Here is a 21,961-nt window from a genome sequence, read left to right on the forward strand (position 1 = left end):
CTTAATAGATAGGTTATGTATAAACCATATGAAAAATATCATAATATACTAAAGAGTAAAAGAAAATATCGCCAATTGCCAAAAGCTATCCTGGAGAGTTTTATCAACTTTTCTACCAACGATTACCTTGGCCTAAGTCAGTCAGAAGTACTATTTGATGCAGCAAAGCTCTCTGGAGTACAGCTTGGAGTAGGATCCACTGGTTCTCGGTTGCTTTCAGGTAATAAAAAAATATTTGAAGACCTTGAGAAGAGGATTGCCCAAGACAAAGGAACTGAGTCAGCTCTTATCTTTAATTCAGGTTTTCAGGCCAATATAACGGTTCTTGCAAGCTTGTTAGATCAATCAGTGTTGGGTAACAAGCCTATTGTCTTTTTTGATAAATTAAATCATGCAAGTTTATATCAAGCTGTATTTTTAAGTGATGCTGAGCTTGTACGGTATCAACATAACGATATGAATCACTTGAGTAATTTACTTATAAAATTTAAAAATGACTTAAGATCGAAGTTCATTGTTACTGAAACAATTTTCGGTATGGATGGAGATATTGTATCAATAGAGGAAATCTTTGCTCTTAGTAAAGAATATGAGGCTTTTCTGTATTTAGATGAAGCACATGCAACAGGCATTATTGGTCGTAATGGATATGGCTTATCTACCTACATTAACCTTCAGAAAGTTCCACATCTAGTCTTGGGTACTTTTAGTAAAGCTTTAGGGTGCTTTGGTGCGTATGTTGCTTGTTCTAATGTTATAAAGAATTACCTAATCAATAAATGTCCAGGGTTTATTTATTCAACCTCTCTTTCTCCAATGATAATTGGTGCAGCAGCCAAAAGTTGGGATTTAGTAAAACATTTTACTAATCAACGCCAGACTTTATCCTTTAAGGCTGCAAATTTAAGAAACAACCTGCAAAATCTTGGATTTAACACAGGTGATTCAGTTACACACATTATACCAATAGTTCTAGGTGATGAGGATACTGTAATGAGTGCAAAAGAAAAGCTTTTGAAACAAGGGTTGGTTGTTTCTGCTATACGTCCACCTACTGTTCCTTCTGGAACATCAAGATTACGTATTGCACTCAATGTGAATCATACTGAAAGCAACCTAGACTATTTAGTGCATGTTCTTCAGCAAATATGAACTATTACTTTGTATTTTGTCACGGTTGGGGATTTGATTATAAGTTCTTTCAACCTCTTATAAATAAATATTTTTCTAAAATTCCTTACTATTGTTTAGATCTTGGTTATTTTGGAGAAGAAAACCTAAACTTACCAGAAGATGGTGCACTTATTGGTATTGGACATTCTCTTGGACTAATAAAACTAGCTTCCTTAAATGTAAAGTTTAATGGACTTATCGGTGTACAAGCTTTTATCAATTTTTTAGGATTTGATTTACGATTACACAAAAAACGCAAGTTAGAGTTGAAAACGATGATACAGCACTTTCGAATGGATCCAGTAGATACCCTGATGTCCTTCCATAAAAAATGCGGCTTAAACTACAACTCTTTCAATCGGTTAAATAAAGCAAAACTAATGCAGGATTTAGAGCTACTCACCACAGTACATCAGCTACCACGCACATCACTATTAATATTAGGTGCAACAAATGATACAATCGTACCCCAGGAACTTATCTATGATAACTTCAATAAAGATGTTAAAGTTGTTATGCATAGCAGAGGTTACCATAGTCTAGGGTTATGCGAATATCATTTTGTGTACGAGCAAATTATAAGTTTTTGTAATGGAATTACAAAAGAGATACATACAGGACAATTTTAGCAGAGCAAGCTCGTCTTATGATAATGTAGCTTTTATTCAAAAAGAATGTGCTGCAAAGTTAATCAATTTGTTAAAAAGTTGTTTTCCTGAATTTCATCCACGATCTATTTTAGATTTGGGTACAGGTACAGGCTACATTCCAGAAATTTTGTTTAGTTTCTTTCTGCAAAGCAAGTTCACTTTAAATGACATATCACCTAGTATGTTGGCAAAAACAAAAGAAAAATTAGCAGTATATAAGGAAGTTGCATTCATCTTAGGCGATATGGAAACACTAGACTTTGGCTTTCACGATCTTACCATTTCAAACCTAGCACTTCAATGGGTGCGCAATTTAAAAAAGATGATAAAGAAATCATACAATAGTTCAAATGTCTTTGTTTTTTCGTGTTTACTGGATGGTACATTTAATGAATGGTCTAGAGTCTTTACAAAATCCTTATTACCTGCACCAACTCATCAGTATCCATCTAAACAAGAATTAGAAAGCTATTTACTTCACCTGAAACCAAAAAAATATTTTTTCGACTCGCAAGAATTCACATTGTGTTTTCCAAGCGCAAGTGAATTTATTAGATACCTTAGGAATCTAGGAGCAAATCAAAGTAGCCAAGCAATTTTTTTTCCTGATCTAAGAACCTGTCTTGAAAGGGAATAAAGAAAAGAGTATGATGAGGTAAGCAAAAAATAGGAGGGTAAATTGTATCCAAGTGATATAAGTGACAAGGAATGGGAAATTTTAGAGCCCTATGTTGCACAAGGAGCGATAGGACGACCAAGAAAACATAACATCAGAACAATTATTAATGCAATAAGGTATATAATGAGGGGTGGTTGCCAGTGGAGAATGCTACCAAAGGATTTTCCCCCATGGAAAACGGTGTATGACTATTTTATCAGGTGGCGTAATAATGGAAAATTGAAAAAAATACATGACATGCTAGTAAAAGAGGTAAGAAAAATGGTTGGTAAAAATGAAACACCTTCAGTAGGTATAATTGACAGTCAATCAGTGAAAACGACTCAAAAAGGGGATCAAGAGGATATGATGCCGGTAAAAAAATAAAGGGTAGAAAACGCCATATTATTGTAGATACACTAGGTCTTGTAATTACTGCAGAGGTACACAGCGCAAGCATTCAGGATCGTGATGGTGCTACCAATCTTTTTATTCAAGCTAAATGCAAAGCTCCAACATTACGTAAGTTTTTTGCTGATCAAGGATACAAAGGTAAATTACAAAATCGATGTTTGTTGGAAACTGGATGTTTGCTAACGATTACCAAGAAATTGGTTGATACAGGATTTCAGGTTATTCCTAAACGTTGGATTGTAGAACGAACCTTTGCTTGGCTTTCCAATTTTAGACGCATGAGCAAGGATTACGAGCATTCTCCTCTTACTTCAAAAAACAATATCTTATTTAATATGATTACTTCTATGCTTACTAAATTAGCTGCTTAACTCCTTTCAAGACAGGTTCTAAGGAAGATCGTAAAAACCTATACTGGCAAGATTAATGTTACCTATAAAGTATTTTTTGGAATTTTAAGTAGATGCAGATCTTTGTAACAGGAACAGATACCGACGTTGGTAAGACTACTATAAGCAGTTGGCTCTGCCTACACACTGGGTATTCGTATTTCAAACCCATCCAGACTGGAAGTACTCTAGGTACAGATAGTCATCAAATGAGCAATTTGACTAACGCCAACGTTTATAAAGAAAATTTTGTTTATAAAAGACCCCTATCTCCCCACTTGGCAGCTTCGCTGGAGAATGATAGCATTAATATCGATAGGATTAGCTTGCCCAAAACACATAACTTAATCGTAGAGGGTGCTGGAGGAGTTTTAGTTCCAATCAATAAAACCACACTAATGGTCGATTTAATCAAAAAACTCGCCATTCCAACAATTCTAGTTGCAAGGTCTACACTTAGCACAATTAATCACACATTGCTCAGCTTAGAAGCGCTACGTGCTAGAAATATTCCTATTTTGGGGATAATCTTAAATGGACTACCCAATCAAGATAATCTTGAAGCAATAGAATTTTATGGTAGAGCACAGGTGTTAGCATCAGTACCCAAACTGCAACAAGTTGATAGAGAACATCTGATGCAAATACCACTCTCAAATCGATTAAAAGCTATCTTGGAACAATGAATTTAAGCGAACGTGACAGAAAAATCATATGGCATCCTTTTACGCAAGAGAAAGTAGCCAAATTTCCAATTGCAATTAAGAAAGCTCATGGGTCATATCTTTATGATGAGAATAATAAACCATACCTCGATCTGATTTCCAGTTGGTGGGTAAATCTGCACGGTCACGCTCATCCCAAGATTGCTCAGGCTATATATGAGCAAAGCATGACTTTAGAACATGTAATTTTTGCAGGATTTACTCATGAGCCTGCAGTAACGCTTTGTGAAAAGTTAAAAACTCTACTACCAGATAAATTATCCAGATTTTTCTTTTCAGACAATGGTTCAACTACTGTTGAGGTAGCACTAAAAATGGCCTATCAGTACTGGTGGAATCAGGGTAACCGTGAAAGAACTACTTTTCTGAGTTTTGAAGGAGGGTATCATGGAGATACATTTGGCGCGATGAGTGTAGGCGTTAAGTCCGGCTTCCATGACGCATTTTCAAATCTGTTATTTTCTGTCTTAACAGTACCTTTTCCAGAAACCTGGGACGAAGATGAAAAAATAGAAAATAAAGAGGAACATTCTCTTAAAGTACTAGAGGGTCACTTACGTGCTGGTTCTCGTAAAATTGCTGCATTAATTCTAGAGCCTTTGGTGCAAGGAGCAAGTGGCATGAGGATGTGCTGTCCAGAGTTTGTTAGAAAAGTTGTCAATTTGGTACGCCAGCATGGAATTTTGATAATTTGTGATGAAGTTATGACCGGCTTTGGCCGTACTGGTACTTATTTTGCTCTTGAACAAACTCAAATTGTACCAGATTTTTTATGTATTTCTAAAGGATTAACAGGAGGTTTTCTTCCACTTGCTCTCACAATTACTACCGAAGAAGTTTACTCAGCATTTTTAAGTGAACATTTTACTAAAGCGTTCGCTCATGGTCACTCCTACACTGCCAATCCCCTGGGTTGTGCAGCCGCAATTGCTTCTTTAGACTTGTTAGTTAAACACGATACCATGGAGTCAATTAAGAGGATTCATAGTATACATAAAAAGGAATTAGCAAATTTGTCTGAAGCTTGTAAGAACGTCGAGCGTGCACGTGTGACTGGTACAATAGCAGCTTTTGATGTTCATGATGCACAAACACTAAAGATAAAATTTTTAGAGCAAGGACTTTTAATAAGGCCACTTGGTAATTCAGTTTACTTACTACCGCCTTATTCAATAAGCACTTTTGAGCTTGAAGAAGCTTATAATAAGATCAGAAATATTCTCAGGATTTTTTCATAGTGACTTTACCAGACCACGCGATTCCAAGAAAAAATCTTCTCGCGCTAGCTGCTTTTTGTTGCTAGAAATGGTTGTATCAATTAAGTTTTTATTGAAAATTACTGGTAAATTAATAGTGATTTCGCAAAAAAGTTAAGGCAATTTTTATGATTGGTTTTTTATAAAAAAATGTTGCTTTGTGGAAATATTCAAGTAGTTATATATACAGTGGTGTTTCACTGGCTTAAGCGATATGACAATGTAGGAGGGCTTATAATGGAATTTAATTCAGGGGGTATTGGTGAAGATCCTTTAACATGTCAAAATGTTAAAAATCTTTCACTCAAAGAAAATAGTATAAGTAATCTAAAAAAAATAGGTAAGGAAAATAGTGAATCAGCAGCAATTAGTGTTGCTAGAATCGGTGCAAGTGTTGAAAAAAAAATTGCTGCAAGAAGTTATCCTTACGCAAGGAAGACTAAAACTCGAATTAAAAATCTTTCACCCAAAAGAAATGGTATACATAATCTAGATTTAAACAGAATAGGTAAGGAAAATAGTGAATCAGCAGCAATTAGTGTTGCTAGAATCAATGCAAATGCTGAAAAAAAACTGCTGCAAGGAAGTAGAAATCCTGCTATGAGATTGAATAATAAAATTGAAGAGATTTCAGATAAACGAGATCAGCTAGAGCGAGAATTGGAGGGAAGTAGCAATGCTGCTATAGAGTTGATTAATAAAGTGGAAAAGTTGAAGAAAAAGAGTGATAAAGTTAAGGAGCTTAATGAAAAAGTTTTCTCAATCGAGGCAGAAAGAAACACCCTAAAAGATCAGATTACAAAGATACAAAATGAGTTAGCACGAAAGGAAAGTGAAATTGGTAGGTTTAATGATCAGGTCAGTAAAAGCAATCAGCAGATTGAGCAGCTTAAACAACAGTTTAAGGAAAAGGAAGAACCGAAGTCTGTCAGAAATCTAGAGCAGTTGCAGAACATATCAGGGCGGAATAAAATTGAAACTACAGTACCTGAAAATAGTGCAGAAAGTGAACTTAATTCTACTCGGTTGACAGAATTTGAAGGAAATAACACACATGTACAAGCTTCTGCTACACCTGCTGAAACGGTAACTTCAACGAATGTAAAAAATATAGTAAAAGTTCCTGTTATGCTGGAAACTCCATCTGATAAAAGCGGAAGTCAAAAACTTGTTTCTGTTCAACAAGAAATGTCTTCGGTAGCTAACGAAAGCTCTGGACAAGTGAATAGTTCTCAAACCAATGGCATGCAGCCTAATAATTCAAGCAATGGAAGTATTCTTGTAACACAAAGCGTACAAAAAAATAAGTGGCCTACCACAGCTACATGGAAATTAGCGATAGCTGGAGTGCTTGCAGGAATTGCTGCATCAGTTGCATATTTTACTTTCAGTGCTAGTTTGCTGGTAACAGGAGTAATATCAGGTGTTGGAGCTTGTTGTCTGGTTGCTGCTGCAATTGTATGTTATTGTAATAAACTTTCAAGTTCACTTGAAAAGATTAGCATCGATAAAGTTGCAGTCAATGGATATACTGCAGCAGCAAGTTGTGAATAAATACAGTGGTCTATTGTTGAATAATTTGCTATGATTGTTCAATTATTAACAGATGAAAGCTTGGTAGTCCAACTCATCCCAAAAAAACTTCTTCTCACGTTCCTTGATTTTAACCACTGGAAATAGTTGTTTTATTTAAATTTTTAGTAAAATATATTACTAGATTAATATTAATTCATTTGATATGAGAAAGAAAAATTGAGGCAAGTCTATAGTAAAAATAGATACCTGTTCAATTTTTCATCTTTTTGCATAAAGTACTAAAAACTAGACAAATTATATTATATTTAACCTATCTTAGCCTTACAACTTTGCCTATGTGACCACTTTCTACCAAGTTGCTAATAGATACTAAATTAGGCAATCTTTTTTGTCAGTAAATTTATTTGACCTGATAAGGCTGGCTTTAGCTTAAGAAGATATAAAATAAGCCCTATTCTTCAAGAATCTTATTTTTCTCCCTTCAACCTTACCTACACTCTCTGGACTTAATATGTATGTTTCACTATAAGCACATCCAAACCCTGAGCACTTCCATTGGTAAAAGATCATCTATAAAACTGTCCTAAGTTATCTCTTACGTTAAGAACATCCCTAACCGATATTAGAGTATCTGGTCCTCGCGCACCGTTATTGAATACAGCATATGATAAAACCATTTGATCTCCATCAGTAATACGTTCGCATCCTCCACATTGTGTATATCGTTGTAATTGTCGATTCGCTTCTGCACTTTTTTGTCGTATCTGCCCTGCAGTTCTAGCAAATTTTAGCTCTATCCCAATTGGATGAGTATCATCTCTTTCCACAAATCTTGACAACACTAGATCTATTCTTCCCCCTCTTTCTAATTGAAACTCAATAATTACTCTAGCAGGATTGCCAAGAGTATAAAATAACCCATGTAATACAGCTTGAAATTCAGCTTCACTCGTTACCAATGCTTGCCTTAACGGAAACAACACATTAGAAATTTCCTGAAATAATTCCGTATGCCTATTGACATCTTGCCAGCCGGTATTCATCATTACACTTGCAGCTCTGTGTACTTGTCCAACACCACCTATTCGTAAAAGATCACCTTGGAAATGCCCAAGATAATTTCTTGAATAATCATCAGGTGACTGAAATGGTGTTAAAATAACGTTTACTTGAGGATTATCATCAATCATTTCACACAATACTTCATGCACTCTAGCACCTTGCCAATGTGGACGTAATAGATCTAAGGCCATTACTGGAAATTGGTGACGCAATATTTGACGGATGTTAAGCACAACTAGTGAGTTAATACTTAGTGCAAACAGAACCATGGTCAAAGCTCTCTCTCGAACATTTATTCTTGCAATTCTTTGTCCTTGCTGGCCTAGCATTCTATCATCATTATGGTAATTGAATAGATATTTTGTTACTCTTACCAAATCTCTCCCTATCCGAGCAGTACCTTTTTCAAATGCAATACTTGCAAACGCAAACCTAGATGTGTAGGAAAATGGGCTAGAACCAGGTACTGCACGTGTGCAAGAGGCTGGATATAATAAATAGTTTTCTACATCTCTTGCAACCTCTCTCTCAGTAGGATTAAGTAATCTTTTTATCAAAGAAGGTTCTTGCTCTAAAAAGTGTTCTGCATCAAGCTGCAGACGTTGAGCATTATGGTTAAAGTTTAGCCCTACACAAACAGCATTTCTTGACGAAGTATGAGCAGATACAGATGAAATGGGACAGTTTCTAACATAACCCCTAGCTTGTTCCAACGCTTGTCCAGCGTGTTCTTGACCTGCTTTGAGCTCAATTATAATGGGAACTGAATTATTTAATTTTTCCTGACCACGCACAAGCAAAGTAATATCTGCATATCCTCTTCCTATAAGTAATTCTAGGTAGATATCAGCCATAGCGCGGTACCTAAAATTTACTAAAAATCCGGATAAAAAACCATGATCGTCAGACTCACTATCAAAATTCAATTCTTGGCGATATGCATCGTAGACATTGACGATGTATTGTAAAATTCTTCTAATGTCTCTTCTTACTTCTTGACTGTTATTATTTGCTAACCCATTTGCTCGATCTAATAAGTTGCCTTGCTGCATGATTGGAGCAATTTCTCTAAAATTATCGATGGGAGATGCATGATTTCCATTAAAATCTCTTCCTTGAGGAAAAAATACACACTCTTCTCCCCGCTGAAATATTTTATATTCTTCCCAAGCCAGATCTTCCTGTAAGTGCTGTAGCTGATTTTCTTCTATCCATAGCCTTTCTTCTTCACTGAATCTTGATCCAGGACTGTTCTCATTATCAGCAATAGTGTAGCATCTTACTATTCTCATGCCATCTTCATCTACGTCATTAGTTAGAACAGCAATTTTTAGATTTCCTTTCCCATTATCATAATTATCAAAACGAAAGTAAATTCTTTCACCATTTGCAATATCAGGGTCAAAATCTATAATACCAGAATCAAATGCAGTAGCAAACATACCGAAGAAGAATGCAGGAAAAAAACGACTCCTACCAACCGAGTGTAAAAAAGATGGACACTGGTCTAAAAAAAGTCCAACTTTTCTATTTAGCTCATCACAATCTCCATTTAACAAATCTTGAATTAATTCAGTATCTTCATCATTATTTCGCATAAACACTCCTAATTATAACTACGACTAGCCACACCACTAACACCAGCACTTTCTAACACGGTCTGTGGATCACTGAAACCACTACCTTCAGGAGACAAATGCACAGACTTCCCTAGCTGAGAAAATAACCCCTCTGCTAACTTGCTATAGTCGATGCCATCTTTCATACCTGACACATAAACCGTTTTTAGATCATTAGTGATACCATCTTTAAATAATTTAAAATCCTTATCTGAACAAAAATCTTTGACAAATTGCAAAATTTCCAGTATTTCACGCTTCTTTACAACGTTACTACTGCTATTATCACGTTGCCAATCAACAATTAACCCTGCAAGCACATCTGTTATCGGATCTATGTTCTTGGAAAATTTAACCACAGCTTTTTTATGCTCATCAAAAAGATCGCATTTCCAAAGATTCACAATAATCATTCTTGCCTTAATTTGAATATCTATTTCAGGATCTTCTAACATCAAATTTGAAAGCGAGGAAAGGAGAAACGCGTAACCACAATGTGAAAGTATTTTCTTCTCCTCAGACACTAAAACTTTTTCCTGAGACAAGTGCTTTACTACATATTGAACTGTATCAACGAACCCGCACTGTATTAATGTGTTAAGAGGTTGATACATAACTCCTTTGCCTTTATTTGATAACTCAAGTAATAATTTATGCTTTATTGGATCAGTGATTATTTCATGCAGAAGAAAATCTAAAACGGTAGCAACATTATGGTTAGCTTGAATAGCAGATAAATTAGCAACAGCTTTAACCATCAGGTTATCAATCTTTTCCTTTCCTTCCTGATTTATACGACGATAGAAGTATTCTACTCCTTCACTCCACTTGAATTCCACAGCTTTATTAAAACCCTCTACTGCATTATCATGCTTTTTAAATTCTCCAGATTTTTTATCAATCCAAAAGCTAAGTACAGGATCTTCACTATTCATAGCATTTAACAATTCATTTCTGACATATTTGCGGTTGTTAGTTGCAGGCCTGCCATTATCATCTACTTCTTCGGAAGAGAAGCCACTTTTGTAAGACTCAAGTTGCTTCTGAAATAGTGGATGAATTTTATCTGTCATACAGTACCTACAAGCCATATTGTATCTGCAAAGTGGATTCTTTACTTCATCTATTTCTTCTTCAGTTAACATTCTTCCTAGAGTAGCAGTGTTTAACCTTGCACTTGACCAACAATTCTCATCACGAAATACGTTATATAAGAACTGTAATTCATCATCTTTTAGATATTCTACCTCTCTAGTGTAGGTTTTTACCCATTTTTCAATAGCTAAACGCCTTCCGGCAGCAATATTAGAATCTGGATGTTTAATGATATTCTGCAATTTCTTAAGTATTGTAGCATGGCGATCTGTCCATCTTGGCATTGTATCCTCCATATAGAAATATTTACTGCATTATGCAAAAGTTAGAATCAAATAGCAACACTAAAATTATCAAGGACAAGAAAAATTTTATGAAAAATATTTTTTATATTTAAATATCATCTATTTTGCGCTTAACTGATGCGTAGAATTAGTGAGAAAATCAAATAGGCCATAGCGAGAATAGCGGAAGAGTTAGATGTAGGCTTTAATATATTAGACTAATGGATAAAGAAGTATAATAAGTTGAAAAGAGCTCTAAGGGAGTTACAGTACTTAGAACCTGTACATGATCTCAAGAAAGGAATAAACTAAGAGATAATGTATATAAGTTAGGATATATGAGGAGTTTATACCCAAGTGATATAAGTCGGGAAAGATTTGAGATTATGTTACCAGATCTAGAGTCCTGTAGAAAAAAAACAAAACCAAGAAAACTTGATTTGTATGATGTATTTTGTGGAGTGTTATACGTTCTGAAAAGTGGTTGTCAGTGGAGAATGCTACCAAAAGAGTTTCCAAAATGGCGCAATTGTTACGACTATTTTAAGAAGTGGAGTGAAAAACCAGATGCAGATAAAGAAAGTGTTCTGGAGCTGGTGTTAAAAAAAAATAGTTGGCGTGGTCCGACAAAACAATGGTCGGAAAGAAAAAACCAGCTTCTGCATAATTGATGCACAGAGTGTAAAAAATGCAGATACTGCTGAAGAAAAAGGCTATGATGCAGGCAAAAAGATTTCAGGAATAAAACGCCATATTGAAGTAGATACGCAAGCATGCAATTTATATAACAACAGCAGAGATAACTGACCGTAGCAGTGCTGTGAGAATGGTCGAAAATGCAAAAGAAAACCTCTCGGGAGTTAAAAATGTACTGGTTGATGCAGGCTATACTGGAGAGAATTTTGCAACTCAAATAAAAACGATTATTGGTGCAACCGTTGAAGTGATAAAAAGAAATGAATTACATTCCTTTGTTGTATTGCCCAAAAGATGGGTTGTGGAGCGATCTTTTGCTTGGTTAGAAAAATGTAGAAGATTGTGGAAAAATTGTGAGCGAAAACTCAATACTAGCCTACAAATGGTCGTTCTGGCTTTCACTGCCTTACTTCTGAAAAGATTATGAACAGGCTCTTAGGCTTTTTCCTTAGGTTTTGAAATTTCAGCTTTAGGAAGACCGGTAGACTCAGCTATTAATTCAACAGATACACCTGCTTTAAGTAGGTTTTTTGCAACTTCAATTTCTCTTTCTTTTCTACCTTGCTCTTCCCCAATTTGGATGCCTTCCTCCCTGCCTTTTTCATGGCCGATTTGGATAGCTTCTCTATTTATGACTGATCAGACTATAGCATTCTGTCTAGCAACCAATCTGGTGCTTCTCTGCCTTTTTCCCACTTGGCAAACTTCATCTTTTCTTTTAAGTAATACTCTCTATAGGCTTCTATTGGATTACTACATTTATATCGATCAGGTAACGCTTGTGTAAAAGCTTGTATATCAGCTGATTGAAAAATTAGCAAATCCTTATTATTATCACACCAATCTATAACTTCTTCAGATTTATGCGTTCTTTTATATCGCCAGGTGTACTCTTTACATAATTCTTTTCCATATCCTATCAACCAATTAAAGTTTCCTTTTGAGTGTCTAGCCCATAGAGAACAAGGGTGGTTTTTGTGAGTAAGTTTATATGGAACTTCTATATTTTGGTTTGTGATACTGACAAAAGGATTTGGCGCTTTTAATGCGATTGAAAAAACACTACTAAGTAATTGAGCAGTTTCTAATGGCATTTTCACTATGTGCTTATCGCATAACATTCGTGCTGCAATTACTGGGTTTTCATCTAGTACAAAGATGTTCATCTAGGTGTCAAAAGATAAAATCAGATTAAGTCTTTGACTTCGTTAACTGTAAGACCAGTAGTTTGAGCTATAATATCAATAGAAACACCTGCTTTTAGTAGATTCTTTGCGACCTCAATTTTCTCTGCTTTTCTGCCTTTTTCATGTCCGATAAGGATGCCTTCTTCTCTACCTTTTTCAGTAGCATCATCGAGTTTTTGAGCAAGGACAGCCTGTTCATCACGAATACGCTTGATTTCTTGTTCATAGGCAATGAATTCTTTTTCTGACCAGTTAAATCTATTTAATTCTTCATACGCTCTTTTAATTATTAGATCACTTCCTATTATTCTCTCTAGCTCTTCTTCACTAGTTTCATCTGCATATCTAAAGAAGTAGACCCATTTTTCAACTATACTTGAAAGCTGATCTTCTTTGGTTTTTGGAAATTTAGGCAACTCAATAAATATAAAATAAAAATCTTTAAGATCGTGTTCATTAGTGTCTTCATCGCGAATAGTGTGCTTTGATTTATACTCAGACTTATCAGGAAATAAAATACAATCTGCTATAGCAATAAAGATAATTTCCTTAAGGTCATGATATTGATCGCCTTTGTCAGCCTGTCTTGAATAGGCTTTAGCAGCATAGTATTGAGCACGTTTTTCAAAGCCCTTAGTTTTAGCGACCTGCATTTCGACTATGACTTGCAGCCCATTTTCATCCCTACAAAGAACATCAACAATGCTTTGTTTTTTAGAAGCAATATCAGGGTCTTGAATAGTACTTAAAAACTCTATATCCTGTATTGCACTTTTGCCAGTGAAGCCAAGAATATCATTAAGAAAGTGAATAAGGATATCTTTATTTTTTTCAGTGCCAAAGATGCGCTTGAACGATATATCATTTTTTGGATCGAGAAACTTCGAAAGAGCCATGACGGGTTAACCTAGAAAACATTAATAATTATACACAATTTTGAAGAAATGTTCAACAATTTTGATTTATGTTAACCTGTATAATATTTATTTCTGTATGGCAAAGCATACTACTACTATCTCTCTAAGATACCAAATAGCACAAAAAGTAAGAAACTGGAGGTTAAAGCGAGGATATACTCAAAGAGATTTAGCGGGAAAAATCGGAGTAACGTATCAAATAGTACTACAATATGAAAAAGGAACACGAAAAATTTCAATTGGGAAGTTATACGCTATGGCAGAGGTATTATCAATTAATATTAAGGATCTTATTCCTGTATCAAATGAAAAAATCTGTTTTGAAGATGAGGGAGAGGAAATATTAGATTTAGTAAGGAAATATAAAAAGATTAATGATCAAGAGTTACGTAGGATGTTTTGTTTATTAACCAAATTTGTTCAAGTTAGTGAGAAAAGTAGTAGAAAATCGGAAAAAATAAAAATTGCAAATGGTCTGGTTAAAGCAGGAATTTCTGTTGATATTGTTTCACAAGCAATTGGCCTCTCTGCTGATGAATGTATTGAAGAAAAAACAGGTTCTATCTACTACAAAATAGGAAAGAAGATAAAAGAATGGAGGCTAGTGAGAGAGTATACTCAAAAAGATTTAGCAGAGAAAATGAATACAACACGTCATGAAATAAGCAACTATGAACAAGGAAGGACTGCTGTTCCACTTGATAAATTATATGAAATGGCAGAAGCGTTATCGATTAATATTACAGATCTACTAATAGAGAAAGATGAAGGTAGTACAGTGGAAAATGAGCTGCTTGATTTGATTAAAGAATACAAAGAAATTGAGAGCCAAGAACTACGTAATGCACTAATAAAATCTCTGTTTGAGGGAATACGTATTTGTGAGGAGAAAGTGAGAGAGATAGAAAGGATTAAAGTTGCAAAGGATCTAGTAAAAGGGGGAATTTCTATTGATATTATTTTGCAAGCGGTAGGTTTATCTATTGATATGGTTTTAGATGGATAGCTCGTAAAAAAATTATAGCAATAAAGTTTTTTCTTAAATGGAGGTATATATGTTTATTTCTGCAAGTAATGTTAGTCCTATAAGCTACAAAATAGGGCAAAAAATAGAAGAGTGTAGATTAATGCAAAGGTGTACTCAAGCAGAGTTGGCAAGTAAGATCGGGCTAGCATATCAAGAAGTAAACAGCTATGAACAGGGATATATCGTTATTCCAATTGAAGTACTATATATAATAGCAAGAGTATTATCAGTTGATGCTGTAGATCTATTACCTAAACCAATAACAGTAAGAGAGCATGAAGATGAAGACGAAGAAATACTCTATCTAACAAAAATATACGAGAGTCAAAAGTTAGGCAAAATAGTACCTTCATTAGTCAGGTTTGTTCATATTAGCGAAAAAATTAATCAGGAAGAAGCAAAGTTGGAAATAGCAAAAAATCTAGTAAAAGAAGGAGTTTCAGTTGACATAATTTCCCAAGCAACCGGCTTATCTATTTACGAGTATAATGATACAGAACAAGAAATTTACACTGATTCTATATATTACAGAATAGGGCAAAGAATAAGAGAATGGAGATTGATAAGAAGATATACTCAAAAAGATTTGGCGGATAAAATTGATTTAACGCTCAAGGAAATACACGAATATGAAAAAGGATATACTGCCATCTCATTTGATAAATTATATGAAATAGCAAGAGCATTATCAGTGAATATTAAAGTTCTACTGCCTAAAACAAGAGAAAGCAAAAAGCTATTGAGTTTAATGGATGAGTACAGAGAACAAGAATCATTAGATGCATTAGTCAAATCTCTATCTGAAGATATGAAAAGCGGCAAGGAAAAAGTTAAAAAAGCAGAGAAAATCAAGATTGCAAAAGATCTAGTTAAGGCAGGTATTGCGATTGAGATTATTGTGCGAGCAAGTGGTCTAACTGTTGATGAGTTGAGTGAGTGATGAAGTAACAACTTGAATTCTGGATTAAAAACAGAGGTACTCAGAAATAATATATTAAGATATAAGCAAAAGTAATTGTTTATTTAATAAATCTATTTACCATCTCTGAAAATTTGCTTAGATTTCGCTTGTTCAACAGATACCTCTTCTAGTTTTTCTGGCTCATCTTCAGATCTTACTGCTAATTTGCGTTGTTTGATAACTTTCTTTAACGTCTTCACAGCTATAAAATTAATACTGAAAACACATGCAGAAGTTACCGCTAATGCTGGCAAGGGAGCTAAACTGAATGTTGGTAAAATTGCCACGATTGTAGCAGATGTTAGTAAAAATGCTAGTCTTTTGCTCCCGATTATCTTGTTTTTCTTGGACTTTATGGGGTTTAGGCTTTTTATTTTCCCTTTTAGCTTTTTGAGACCATTTTTGAACATTTTTCCCCTTTTTGAATCCTTCTCTACGTGTTTAGTTTTGAATACTTTTATTTTCCACTTGTTATCTTTTTCGATATTTTCTGCTTTAGAGGTTAATTCAACTTTTTTCTGCCATAGCGTAGGTTTCATCACAATTTCAGGGCTTAGCGGTTTCGGCTTATCGTTAGCTTCTTGAACTTTTTTATGTTTTTTCGGCAAAGCTATATTCTTTAAGCCCTTTTTCGCTTTTTTATATAAGTTCTTTATCTTGCTTGGCATTTTTACGTGAATTAAGATACGATATCGCAGAATTTATCTATTAATTCCTGGTTGTCCTCTATCATTGTATTTGCCTCTTGCTGCAGATATTTAATATTTTTAAATGTAATATTATCCATCTCAGCTGATGCTACTTTCAGTTGCGATTGTATTCGTATATATTTGTCACCTATTACTTGATCAAGCTGATAGTTTATTGCATCTAAACTTGAAGAAAACATCACATTCAGTAGTGGCTTGATCCATCCTATTTTTCCAAATCTCCTTGAATTAGCTATGCTTCTATCTGTTCTACCAGTACCTAGTGATAACAGTATAATCTCATCATTTGGAAACAATTTCTTACCACTTGCATATGCACAAGCCGCAGGATTATTGGCAAACACCCCGCCATCCACTAATACTCTATCTATCTGGTCAATTTTTAGATGTTTTGGTATGAAATAAGTAGGTGCAGCCGTTGCAGCTCTGAGTGCATCTTTCAGCTTAATAGTACCTTCTTTCCAGCTTTTAAAGAAAAATGGGCAATTATTCTGAATGTCGTAACTGGTAAGCAGTACATTATTTAAAGTGTTTTGTAGAGTATCATCACCAAAATATTTGTCCAATACAAATTCAATATTTTTATATGGGTATTGTGCACAGTTAAACCAAGATAATATTGATCGCCTAAAAAATGAAGACTTGAAAATATATGGTCCATACTTTTGGTAAAGCTCAACTAAATCATTGGCTGAATATTGAGGGTTTCCTTGTTTATCTTTTTTACATAATCCTGCTACAACAATTCCACCGGTTGAGGTCCCTGCCATAAGATCAAAGATTTCTGCTACCTTTTTTCTTGATCTTTTTTCTATTTCTGCTAGTATTATGGCTGGTATTATTCCTCTTATGCCTCCGCCGTCAACGGATAAAATATATTTAGTCATTGTGAAATGAAAATTTAGATAAAGATGTTAAGATTTAATTTTCCCGCTTAAGACTTGTAATTTAAACTCATCAAGTTCCTCAGAAAGATTTTTTACCCGTTCTTCCAGACGATATACCGTAACGGTCAATCCGTTGTTCTGCTCTATAAATTTATCATGAATGTGAACCCGTAAATCCAGCTTGGCAAGCCACCAAATTGTTGCTATGGTCTGTATTACCATCGTTACTATTACTGTGATTGGAATCTTTTGATTCTGCATGTTTCTCCTAACTGTGTAATAAAAAACTTTCAACTACTTCTCGTTTCCAGTTACGAAATATTACCGATCAGACTCGTGTTTCTTTTCAGCATTATAGAGCAAGTGTATAATTTCATCGTATGGTTTATCTTTATTATGCCGCGATCTTAGTACAGCTACATCTCTTGGGTTTTTTCCATCTGTGTCTCTAATGTTAGGGTTTGCGCCTTTTTCTAACAAAAATTTAATTATCTCTAGGTTACCTTTGTATGAAGCTGCATGTAATGCTGTCCATCTTTCATATTTTTCTGTGTTTATATCAACTCCTTTTTCTATTAAAAATTTAACAATCTCCAAACATCCTGCACCAGATGCATAATGTAATGCTGTTAATTCGGGAATCTGTGTATTAATATCTAATAGATTATTTGCTGAAAATTTTACAGTCTCTAAGTTACAATTTTCAGATGCAATCCGCAGTATTGTTTTATAATTGTCTGTCGCTTTTGCTTTCGTATAGCAATAGGTAATATACTACTGTTGCTATAAACCACCAAAAGTATAGCTTATTTCTTGCTCATGTTTAACACTTTTCTTAACATTGAATATTTATTTTACTGATTTTCGTTTAACATTTACTGATAGATGCTGATAATGCAGTGCGATAACCTGAACCATCTAACAAATGTTCTGCTCTGTCAATTATCCATTCACCGTCTATATCTTGATGAAATTCTAATAAGCTAAGTTTCGCCTCTGCAAATAGTTCTGGATTACCAGGCATAGTGATATCCAACACTGCATTATTTCGCTTGAGTTGTTTAATTTTAGCATTTGCTGCACTTAGTGCTGATTCTGCATTCGAATAAAGCGTTTGTATAATATAACTTGGACTACCAGAGCCAACTGTTTCTGATATAGTTGCACCTTTTTCATAGCTATGCCATTTTGCAATCACTGAGTTGTACCTGCTTACGGTAAAATGCACTTTCCAATTTATCGTGTCTTGAGGTCTAATAGCTGTTGTTCCTAAAGCTTTTCCAGTTGCCGATTTTGCTTTGCCTTTTGGAATAAAAAGTATATATCCGCCAGCTAGCTTTGCCATTGCTTCACGCTCTGTTGCGATCTTTGTTAACAGACTTATATCACTTTCTTCTATTTGGTTAATATGTGGAATCAACACACTTGCAAATTCTTCTGCAACTCTGCATCCATATCCGTGCTTTTCTGCTATTTCCTTAACCAAGTTACCCAGAGTAATTTGATGCCATTCTTTTGATACTTTCTCCTTTAATGATAGTCTTAAATTTGTTGCATGAGCCTTTATTAGTAAGGTTTTAGGTGGACTCTGCACCGTAATTTCATTAACTGTATATATACCCATAGGTACTACTCCAGTTTCTCTGTAACCCAGAGCGATATTTAATTCATTCGGAACATTTAAGTTTTCATCTCTGTAATCAACATGTACTTCAACTATATCATCTATAGTTCCAGATTCATCGGTAAGGCGTAACGATATAACTCTATCTCTAATTGATTCACATTTATCTATTACAAAATCTGGCTGCATTTATTCCCACACCTTTAATTTTGACTTTTGTACTGTTTTCTGAATAGCAGAAAGCTTTATCTTTAATCCTGCTGGCAAAAAGCTTCCATATTCTGCCAAACCTAAGTTCTCTGCTAGTGCTAATTCCACTACTCCATCCGTAAATCCGTAATGTTTCCAGCAAATCAGATCTAGCATTTCTCCTTCTTTGGTTAAGTAATATATAGTCATCTATAGCTCTTCAAACTCAAACTAAACTCAACTTTTCTTGGTAGTCCATTAGGTAAAAAATACATCTGCTTTTCTTCTAACCTAGTAATTACAAATTGTCCTAAAATATTACCTAAACTATCTACTAAAACATGTGGTTTTTCAGCTTCTTTCATATTCTTTAGTTGATTTAGCCCGTTGAGATTATGCAGATGAATCGTTCCTTCTAAATCTATATTTTCTATATCTTGGCCGATATTTTGTAATAGTGGCGTATTTTCAATACACTCAATCGTGCTCCAACGATTTTCTCTGTTATACTTTAAACTTGTAGGAGCAAATTTATACGGACCAAGAGATAACATCAATAAAATGTCTCTACCGTATCAAATAAAACATCACGTGACTTTTCTCTTATCCTTTTTATTACTTCATCTGCAAGGCTACGGATATCTTGATTTGGCTCTGCTTTAATGCTGATAGTGTAATTATTAGTGATGTTCTGAGTTTTATTTTGTTCTTTATTTTCAAATTTACTCCTTGCAAAGTCAGCAAGTATCTTATCGTTTTCTGTGGACTTTTTCTCCTCAATAAGGCTTTTGCTTCTAAAGCTATTCTGATTTCTATTGGAAAATTCTTTAATTATACTGTTACCTAGCAAAGGATTTCCACTATTGAGAATATTACTCTTTAGGGGAGTATGTACTGCTTTTATTTCAGTAACAATACTTTTTCTTTTTTCAAATTCTTTCAGTGGACTATTTTCAGCAAATATGCTACTAACTGTATCTCCTATCCATGAAAAAGCTTTCCCTATAGGTTTAATGAGTGATTTCCAAAAGCTAGAGAAAAAGTCTTTTACCTTTTGCCAGTTAGTGATAACAAGAGCTGCACCAGTGATAAGACTTGCTATTAAAAGTCCAACTGGGTTACTCATTACAGCGAGCGTTACTGCTCTTAGTCCTGTTATTACTGCAGGAAAAACTGTAGCTGATAAAAATGAAAATGTTGCAATTATTTTTGTCCTTAAACCGAGAACTGTACTTGCTAAAAAAGTAAATCCATAACCTAAGCCCACTACTAAGATTTTCAAACTTATTAAAGCTGCTATAGTTCCCATGATTGCTGTAGTTAAGGTTGGATATTTTTCTGCAAATAAAGCTATGCTCCTAGTTTTTTCTTGTAAAAATTCGGCTATAGATTTTAAAGTAGGCAGCATTACTGAACCCAGATTCATACCAACTTCAGCTATTGAATTTCGAAGAAGTCGTAATTTATTGGCTGTAGTGTCTGCACGATTTTTAAATTCTTTTTGCAGAGAGCTTCCATACTTTTCTGTATTAGCCAATAACTTTATTGCATCTTCGTATTTATTAAAACTTCCAGCTAATAATGCAATATCATCTTGATATTCCTGACCGAAAAGTTTCATAAGGACTGTAGAACGTTCCTGGTTATCCATTTTCTTTAGAGTTTGAAAAAAGTAGAGTAACGCTTCTTCGCCGTTTTCGCTTATTCTTTGTACTATTTCTTCTGCAGTTATTCCCATTTGCTCTAATGCTGCTTTAAAATCCCCTCCTTGTTCTTCAGCAGTCTGAAGTTTACTAAGTAGAGCATTTATAGCAGTTGCAGCTTTTTCAGGTGTTTTACCTAAGCTAATGAAAGCATTTGCTAAACTACTTGTTTTCTCGATATCCAAACCAAACTGCTTTGCAGTACCACCAACTATTGCTAGAGCTTCAACCATATCTCTTGCTTTAGCAGCAGTGTTATCTGATAAGTGGTTGATCACATTACCAACATGTTCCATTCTACTAACATCAATTCCATAAACGTTAGAGAGTTTAGCTATAGAATCACCTGCTTGCTCTGCAGACATATCAAATGCTGTAGACATTTTTGCCACTGTTTCTGTAAACATAAAAAGATCTTCTTTCTTGATACCAAGTTGACCACCGCTTGCAGCTATTTGTGCCAGTTCTGCCGCTGATAATGGTATAGTATGTGACATCTCTTTCAACTTCTTGGCAAATTTAGTTGCTTCATCCGTTCCTTTTTTAAAATCTACCACTTTTGTAACATCAGCCATAGCACTTTCAAAGTCAATCGCAACTTTAACTGGAGCTGCAAGCGTTAGCCCTAGTCCAATAGTCTCTATAATTTGTAACTTAAAATGTGCTTTACTTGCTAAAACATTTTGGTGACTACGTATTGCAGATCCAAGCTTACCATACTTACCTTTTAGTACTTCAATAGAAGAACCAAGTTTATATTGATCACTTACTAATGACTTAATATTTCTTCCACTTTTCCTTACTTCTTCATTGAATGAATGCAAGGCATCTCTCTTTCTTAAGTATGCCTCTTTTGCTTTTGTTGCAGAAAACTTAGCTTTATCAAACTCAGCTTTTAAAGTTTTGCTCGGTTTCTCTATCGCTTTCATTTGTTTAGCTAAAGATTTTACTTGATCTTCAAAGCCCTTCCATGATCTCCTGCTAGTCAAAACATCACTACCCAACTGCTTAAACTTTGATACTGATTTTAAAGATGAATCAAGCTTTCTTATATTCTCACCAAGACGAGTAAGTTGACTACTACTTCCCTTTATTACAGTACTGAAACTGCCATCCAAGATTGCTCCGATTTTTATAGATAACGTTGACATTTCGCTGCTTCATTCCATAGGATAAATTCATTAATTTCCATTTCAAGT

At 34.7% G+C, this 21,961-nt stretch carries 20 protein-coding genes and 3 pseudogenes; 10 read left to right on the top strand and 13 right to left on the bottom strand.

What is annotated here, in order from left to right; all coding sequences use genetic code 11:
* Positions 1–15 precede the first annotated feature (15 nt).
* From ABWU73_RS02370 to ABWU73_RS02400, 7 genes are all read left to right on the top strand, one after another.
* Positions 16–1,152 carry an aminotransferase class I/II-fold pyridoxal phosphate-dependent enzyme gene (locus ABWU73_RS02370; RefSeq protein ID WP_065095354.1) on the top strand — a complete coding sequence of 379 codons (1,137 nt, stop codon included), beginning with the start codon at positions 16–18 and terminating at the stop codon, positions 1,150–1,152.
* The gene (locus tag ABWU73_RS02375; protein WP_065095355.1) at positions 1,149–1,802 is read left to right on the top strand and encodes a hypothetical protein; all 654 of its coding nucleotides are present in this window, start codon (positions 1,149–1,151) and stop codon (positions 1,800–1,802) included. Before ABWU73_RS02370 ends, ABWU73_RS02375 begins: the two co-directional genes overlap by 4 nt.
* Positions 1,765–2,460, top strand: coding sequence for a methyltransferase domain-containing protein (locus ABWU73_RS02380; protein ID WP_264373952.1), 696 nt, complete (start codon positions 1,765–1,767; stop codon positions 2,458–2,460). The genes ABWU73_RS02375 and ABWU73_RS02380 overlap by 38 nt, the downstream gene beginning before the upstream one ends.
* Positions 2,461–2,502: 42 nt before the next feature.
* Positions 2,503–3,266, top strand: a protein-coding gene (locus tag ABWU73_RS02385) for an IS5 family transposase (RefSeq protein WP_156518237.1) whose coding sequence is annotated in 2 segments (ribosomal slippage) — positions 2,503–2,857 and positions 2,857–3,266 — 765 coding nt in all. Because the reading frame shifts where the segments join, the coding sequence is not laid out codon by codon here.
* A 92-nt stretch (positions 3,267–3,358) separates the two neighbouring features.
* A complete protein-coding gene (bioD, locus tag ABWU73_RS02390; RefSeq protein WP_065095357.1) occupies positions 3,359–3,970 on the top strand; it encodes a dethiobiotin synthase in 612 nt (203 codons plus the stop codon).
* Positions 3,967–5,247: an adenosylmethionine--8-amino-7-oxononanoate transaminase gene (gene bioA / locus ABWU73_RS02395; RefSeq protein ID WP_065095358.1), complete on the top strand. Its 1,281-nt coding sequence runs from the start codon at positions 3,967–3,969 to the stop codon at positions 5,245–5,247. The genes bioD and bioA overlap by 4 nt, the downstream gene beginning before the upstream one ends.
* Positions 5,248–5,502: 255 nt before the next feature.
* Positions 5,503–6,819, top strand: a complete 1,317-nt coding sequence (locus tag ABWU73_RS02400) for a hypothetical protein (RefSeq protein ID WP_156518013.1) — start codon at positions 5,503–5,505, stop codon at positions 6,817–6,819.
* A 548-nt stretch (positions 6,820–7,367) separates the two neighbouring features.
* Here the strand turns inward: ABWU73_RS02400 and ABWU73_RS02405 are convergent.
* Both ABWU73_RS02405 and ABWU73_RS02410 read right to left on the bottom strand, forming a co-directional pair.
* Positions 7,368–9,461: a hypothetical protein gene (locus ABWU73_RS02405; RefSeq protein ID WP_065095360.1), complete on the bottom strand. Its 2,094-nt coding sequence runs from the start codon at positions 9,459–9,461 to the stop codon at positions 7,368–7,370.
* An 8-nt stretch (positions 9,462–9,469) separates the two neighbouring features.
* Positions 9,470–10,861 carry a hypothetical protein gene (locus tag ABWU73_RS02410; protein ID WP_065095361.1) on the bottom strand — a complete coding sequence of 464 codons (1,392 nt, stop codon included), beginning with the start codon at positions 10,859–10,861 and terminating at the stop codon, positions 9,470–9,472.
* 338 nt (positions 10,862–11,199) lie between these two features.
* Here ABWU73_RS02410 and ABWU73_RS02415 point away from each other — a divergent pair.
* Positions 11,200–11,984, top strand: a pseudogene (locus ABWU73_RS02415) (IS5 family transposase).
* Between the two features lie 8 nt (positions 11,985–11,992).
* On the opposite strand, the pseudogene ABWU73_RS02420 reads toward ABWU73_RS02415, so the two are convergent.
* The 3 genes and pseudogenes from ABWU73_RS02420 to ABWU73_RS02430 all read right to left on the bottom strand — a co-directional run.
* Positions 11,993–12,181 (bottom strand): annotated as a pseudogene (locus tag ABWU73_RS02420) (transposase); the annotation flags it as partial.
* A 20-nt stretch (positions 12,182–12,201) separates the two neighbouring features.
* Entirely contained in the window at positions 12,202–12,723 is a 522-nt protein-coding gene (locus tag ABWU73_RS02425; RefSeq protein WP_065095448.1) for a pyrimidine dimer DNA glycosylase/endonuclease V, read from the bottom strand.
* 20 nt (positions 12,724–12,743) lie between these two features.
* Positions 12,744–13,640, bottom strand: coding sequence for an Rpn family recombination-promoting nuclease/putative transposase (locus ABWU73_RS02430; protein ID WP_264328549.1), 897 nt, complete (start codon positions 13,638–13,640; stop codon positions 12,744–12,746).
* A 97-nt stretch (positions 13,641–13,737) separates the two neighbouring features.
* Between ABWU73_RS02430 and ABWU73_RS02435 the strand changes: the two genes are divergently transcribed.
* Both ABWU73_RS02435 and ABWU73_RS02440 read left to right on the top strand, forming a co-directional pair.
* The gene (locus ABWU73_RS02435; protein ID WP_065095428.1) at positions 13,738–14,667 is read left to right on the top strand and encodes a helix-turn-helix domain-containing protein; all 930 of its coding nucleotides are present in this window, start codon (positions 13,738–13,740) and stop codon (positions 14,665–14,667) included.
* A gap of 49 nt (positions 14,668–14,716) precedes the next feature.
* Complete coding sequence (locus ABWU73_RS02440) at positions 14,717–15,628, top strand: helix-turn-helix domain-containing protein (protein WP_065095427.1); 912 nt, start codon at positions 14,717–14,719, stop codon at positions 15,626–15,628.
* A 92-nt stretch (positions 15,629–15,720) separates the two neighbouring features.
* On the opposite strand, the gene ABWU73_RS02445 is transcribed toward ABWU73_RS02440, so the two are convergent.
* The 8 genes and pseudogenes from ABWU73_RS02445 to ABWU73_RS02480 all read right to left on the bottom strand — a co-directional run bounded on the left by ABWU73_RS02445 (position 15,721) and on the right by ABWU73_RS02480 (position 21,913).
* Positions 15,721–16,317, bottom strand: coding sequence for a hypothetical protein (locus ABWU73_RS02445; protein WP_341810182.1), 597 nt, complete (start codon positions 16,315–16,317; stop codon positions 15,721–15,723).
* A gap of 11 nt (positions 16,318–16,328) precedes the next feature.
* A complete protein-coding gene (locus ABWU73_RS02450) occupies positions 16,329–17,246 on the bottom strand; it encodes a patatin-like phospholipase family protein (protein WP_341810181.1) in 918 nt (305 codons plus the stop codon).
* A 27-nt stretch (positions 17,247–17,273) separates the two neighbouring features.
* Positions 17,274–17,507 carry a hypothetical protein gene (locus ABWU73_RS02455; protein ID WP_065095424.1) on the bottom strand — a complete coding sequence of 78 codons (234 nt, stop codon included), beginning with the start codon at positions 17,505–17,507 and terminating at the stop codon, positions 17,274–17,276.
* Positions 17,508–17,567: 60 nt separating this feature from the next.
* Positions 17,568–18,033 (bottom strand): annotated as a pseudogene (locus ABWU73_RS02460) (ankyrin repeat domain-containing protein).
* Between the two features lie 81 nt (positions 18,034–18,114).
* Positions 18,115–19,059 carry a contractile injection system protein, VgrG/Pvc8 family gene (locus ABWU73_RS02465; protein WP_065095423.1) on the bottom strand — a complete coding sequence of 315 codons (945 nt, stop codon included), beginning with the start codon at positions 19,057–19,059 and terminating at the stop codon, positions 18,115–18,117.
* On the bottom strand, positions 19,060–19,269 hold the full coding sequence (locus ABWU73_RS02470) for a tail protein X (protein WP_065095422.1): 210 nt from the start codon (positions 19,267–19,269) through the stop codon (positions 19,060–19,062).
* On the bottom strand, positions 19,266–19,613 hold the full coding sequence (locus ABWU73_RS02475; RefSeq protein WP_065095495.1) for a phage tail protein: 348 nt from the start codon (positions 19,611–19,613) through the stop codon (positions 19,266–19,268). Before ABWU73_RS02475 ends, ABWU73_RS02470 begins: the two co-directional genes overlap by 4 nt.
* Entirely contained in the window at positions 19,613–21,913 is a 2,301-nt protein-coding gene (locus ABWU73_RS02480; RefSeq protein WP_065095402.1) for a phage tail tape measure protein, read from the bottom strand. The genes ABWU73_RS02475 and ABWU73_RS02480 overlap by 1 nt, the downstream gene beginning before the upstream one ends.
* Positions 21,914–21,961: the final 48 nt, after the last annotated feature.

The sequence above is a fragment of the Wolbachia endosymbiont (group A) of Andrena helvola genome (genome assembly GCF_964028415.1).
In the GTDB taxonomy this organism is placed as follows: Bacteria; Pseudomonadota; Alphaproteobacteria; order Rickettsiales; family Anaplasmataceae; genus Wolbachia; species Wolbachia pipientis.

What these genes read in the sequence shown, in the direction of transcription:
- ABWU73_RS02370 (WP_065095354.1), top strand. Translation starts at nt 16, where the DNA reads ATGTATAAACCATATGAAAAATATCATAATATACTAAAGAGTAAAAGA.
- ABWU73_RS02375 (WP_065095355.1), top strand. Translation starts at nt 1,149, where the DNA reads ATGAACTATTACTTTGTATTTTGTCACGGTTGGGGATTTGATTATAAG.
- ABWU73_RS02380 (WP_264373952.1), top strand. Translation starts at nt 1,765, where the DNA reads ATGGAATTACAAAAGAGATACATACAGGACAATTTTAGCAGAGCAAGC.
- bioD (WP_065095357.1), top strand. Translation starts at nt 3,359, where the DNA reads ATGCAGATCTTTGTAACAGGAACAGATACCGACGTTGGTAAGACTACT.
- bioA (WP_065095358.1), top strand. Translation starts at nt 3,967, where the DNA reads ATGAATTTAAGCGAACGTGACAGAAAAATCATATGGCATCCTTTTACG.
- ABWU73_RS02400 (WP_156518013.1), top strand. Translation starts at nt 5,503, where the DNA reads ATGGAATTTAATTCAGGGGGTATTGGTGAAGATCCTTTAACATGTCAA.
- ABWU73_RS02405 (WP_065095360.1), bottom strand. Translation starts at nt 9,461, where the DNA reads ATGCGAAATAATGATGAAGATACTGAATTAATTCAAGATTTGTTAAAT.
- ABWU73_RS02410 (WP_065095361.1), bottom strand. Translation starts at nt 10,861, where the DNA reads ATGCCAAGATGGACAGATCGCCATGCTACAATACTTAAGAAATTGCAG.
- ABWU73_RS02425 (WP_065095448.1), bottom strand. Translation starts at nt 12,723, where the DNA reads ATGAACATCTTTGTACTAGATGAAAACCCAGTAATTGCAGCACGAATG.
- ABWU73_RS02430 (WP_264328549.1), bottom strand. Translation starts at nt 13,640, where the DNA reads ATGGCTCTTTCGAAGTTTCTCGATCCAAAAAATGATATATCGTTCAAG.
- ABWU73_RS02435 (WP_065095428.1), top strand. Translation starts at nt 13,738, where the DNA reads ATGGCAAAGCATACTACTACTATCTCTCTAAGATACCAAATAGCACAA.
- ABWU73_RS02440 (WP_065095427.1), top strand. Translation starts at nt 14,717, where the DNA reads ATGTTTATTTCTGCAAGTAATGTTAGTCCTATAAGCTACAAAATAGGG.
- ABWU73_RS02445 (WP_341810182.1), bottom strand. Translation starts at nt 16,317, where the DNA reads ATGCCAAGCAAGATAAAGAACTTATATAAAAAAGCGAAAAAGGGCTTA.
- ABWU73_RS02450 (WP_341810181.1), bottom strand. Translation starts at nt 17,246, where the DNA reads ATGACTAAATATATTTTATCCGTTGACGGCGGAGGCATAAGAGGAATA.
- ABWU73_RS02455 (WP_065095424.1), bottom strand. Translation starts at nt 17,507, where the DNA reads ATGCAGAATCAAAAGATTCCAATCACAGTAATAGTAACGATGGTAATA.
- ABWU73_RS02465 (WP_065095423.1), bottom strand. Translation starts at nt 19,059, where the DNA reads ATGCAGCCAGATTTTGTAATAGATAAATGTGAATCAATTAGAGATAGA.
- ABWU73_RS02470 (WP_065095422.1), bottom strand. Translation starts at nt 19,269, where the DNA reads ATGACTATATATTACTTAACCAAAGAAGGAGAAATGCTAGATCTGATT.
- ABWU73_RS02475 (WP_065095495.1), bottom strand. Translation starts at nt 19,613, where the DNA reads ATGTTATCTCTTGGTCCGTATAAATTTGCTCCTACAAGTTTAAAGTAT.
- ABWU73_RS02480 (WP_065095402.1), bottom strand. Translation starts at nt 21,913, where the DNA reads ATGTCAACGTTATCTATAAAAATCGGAGCAATCTTGGATGGCAGTTTC.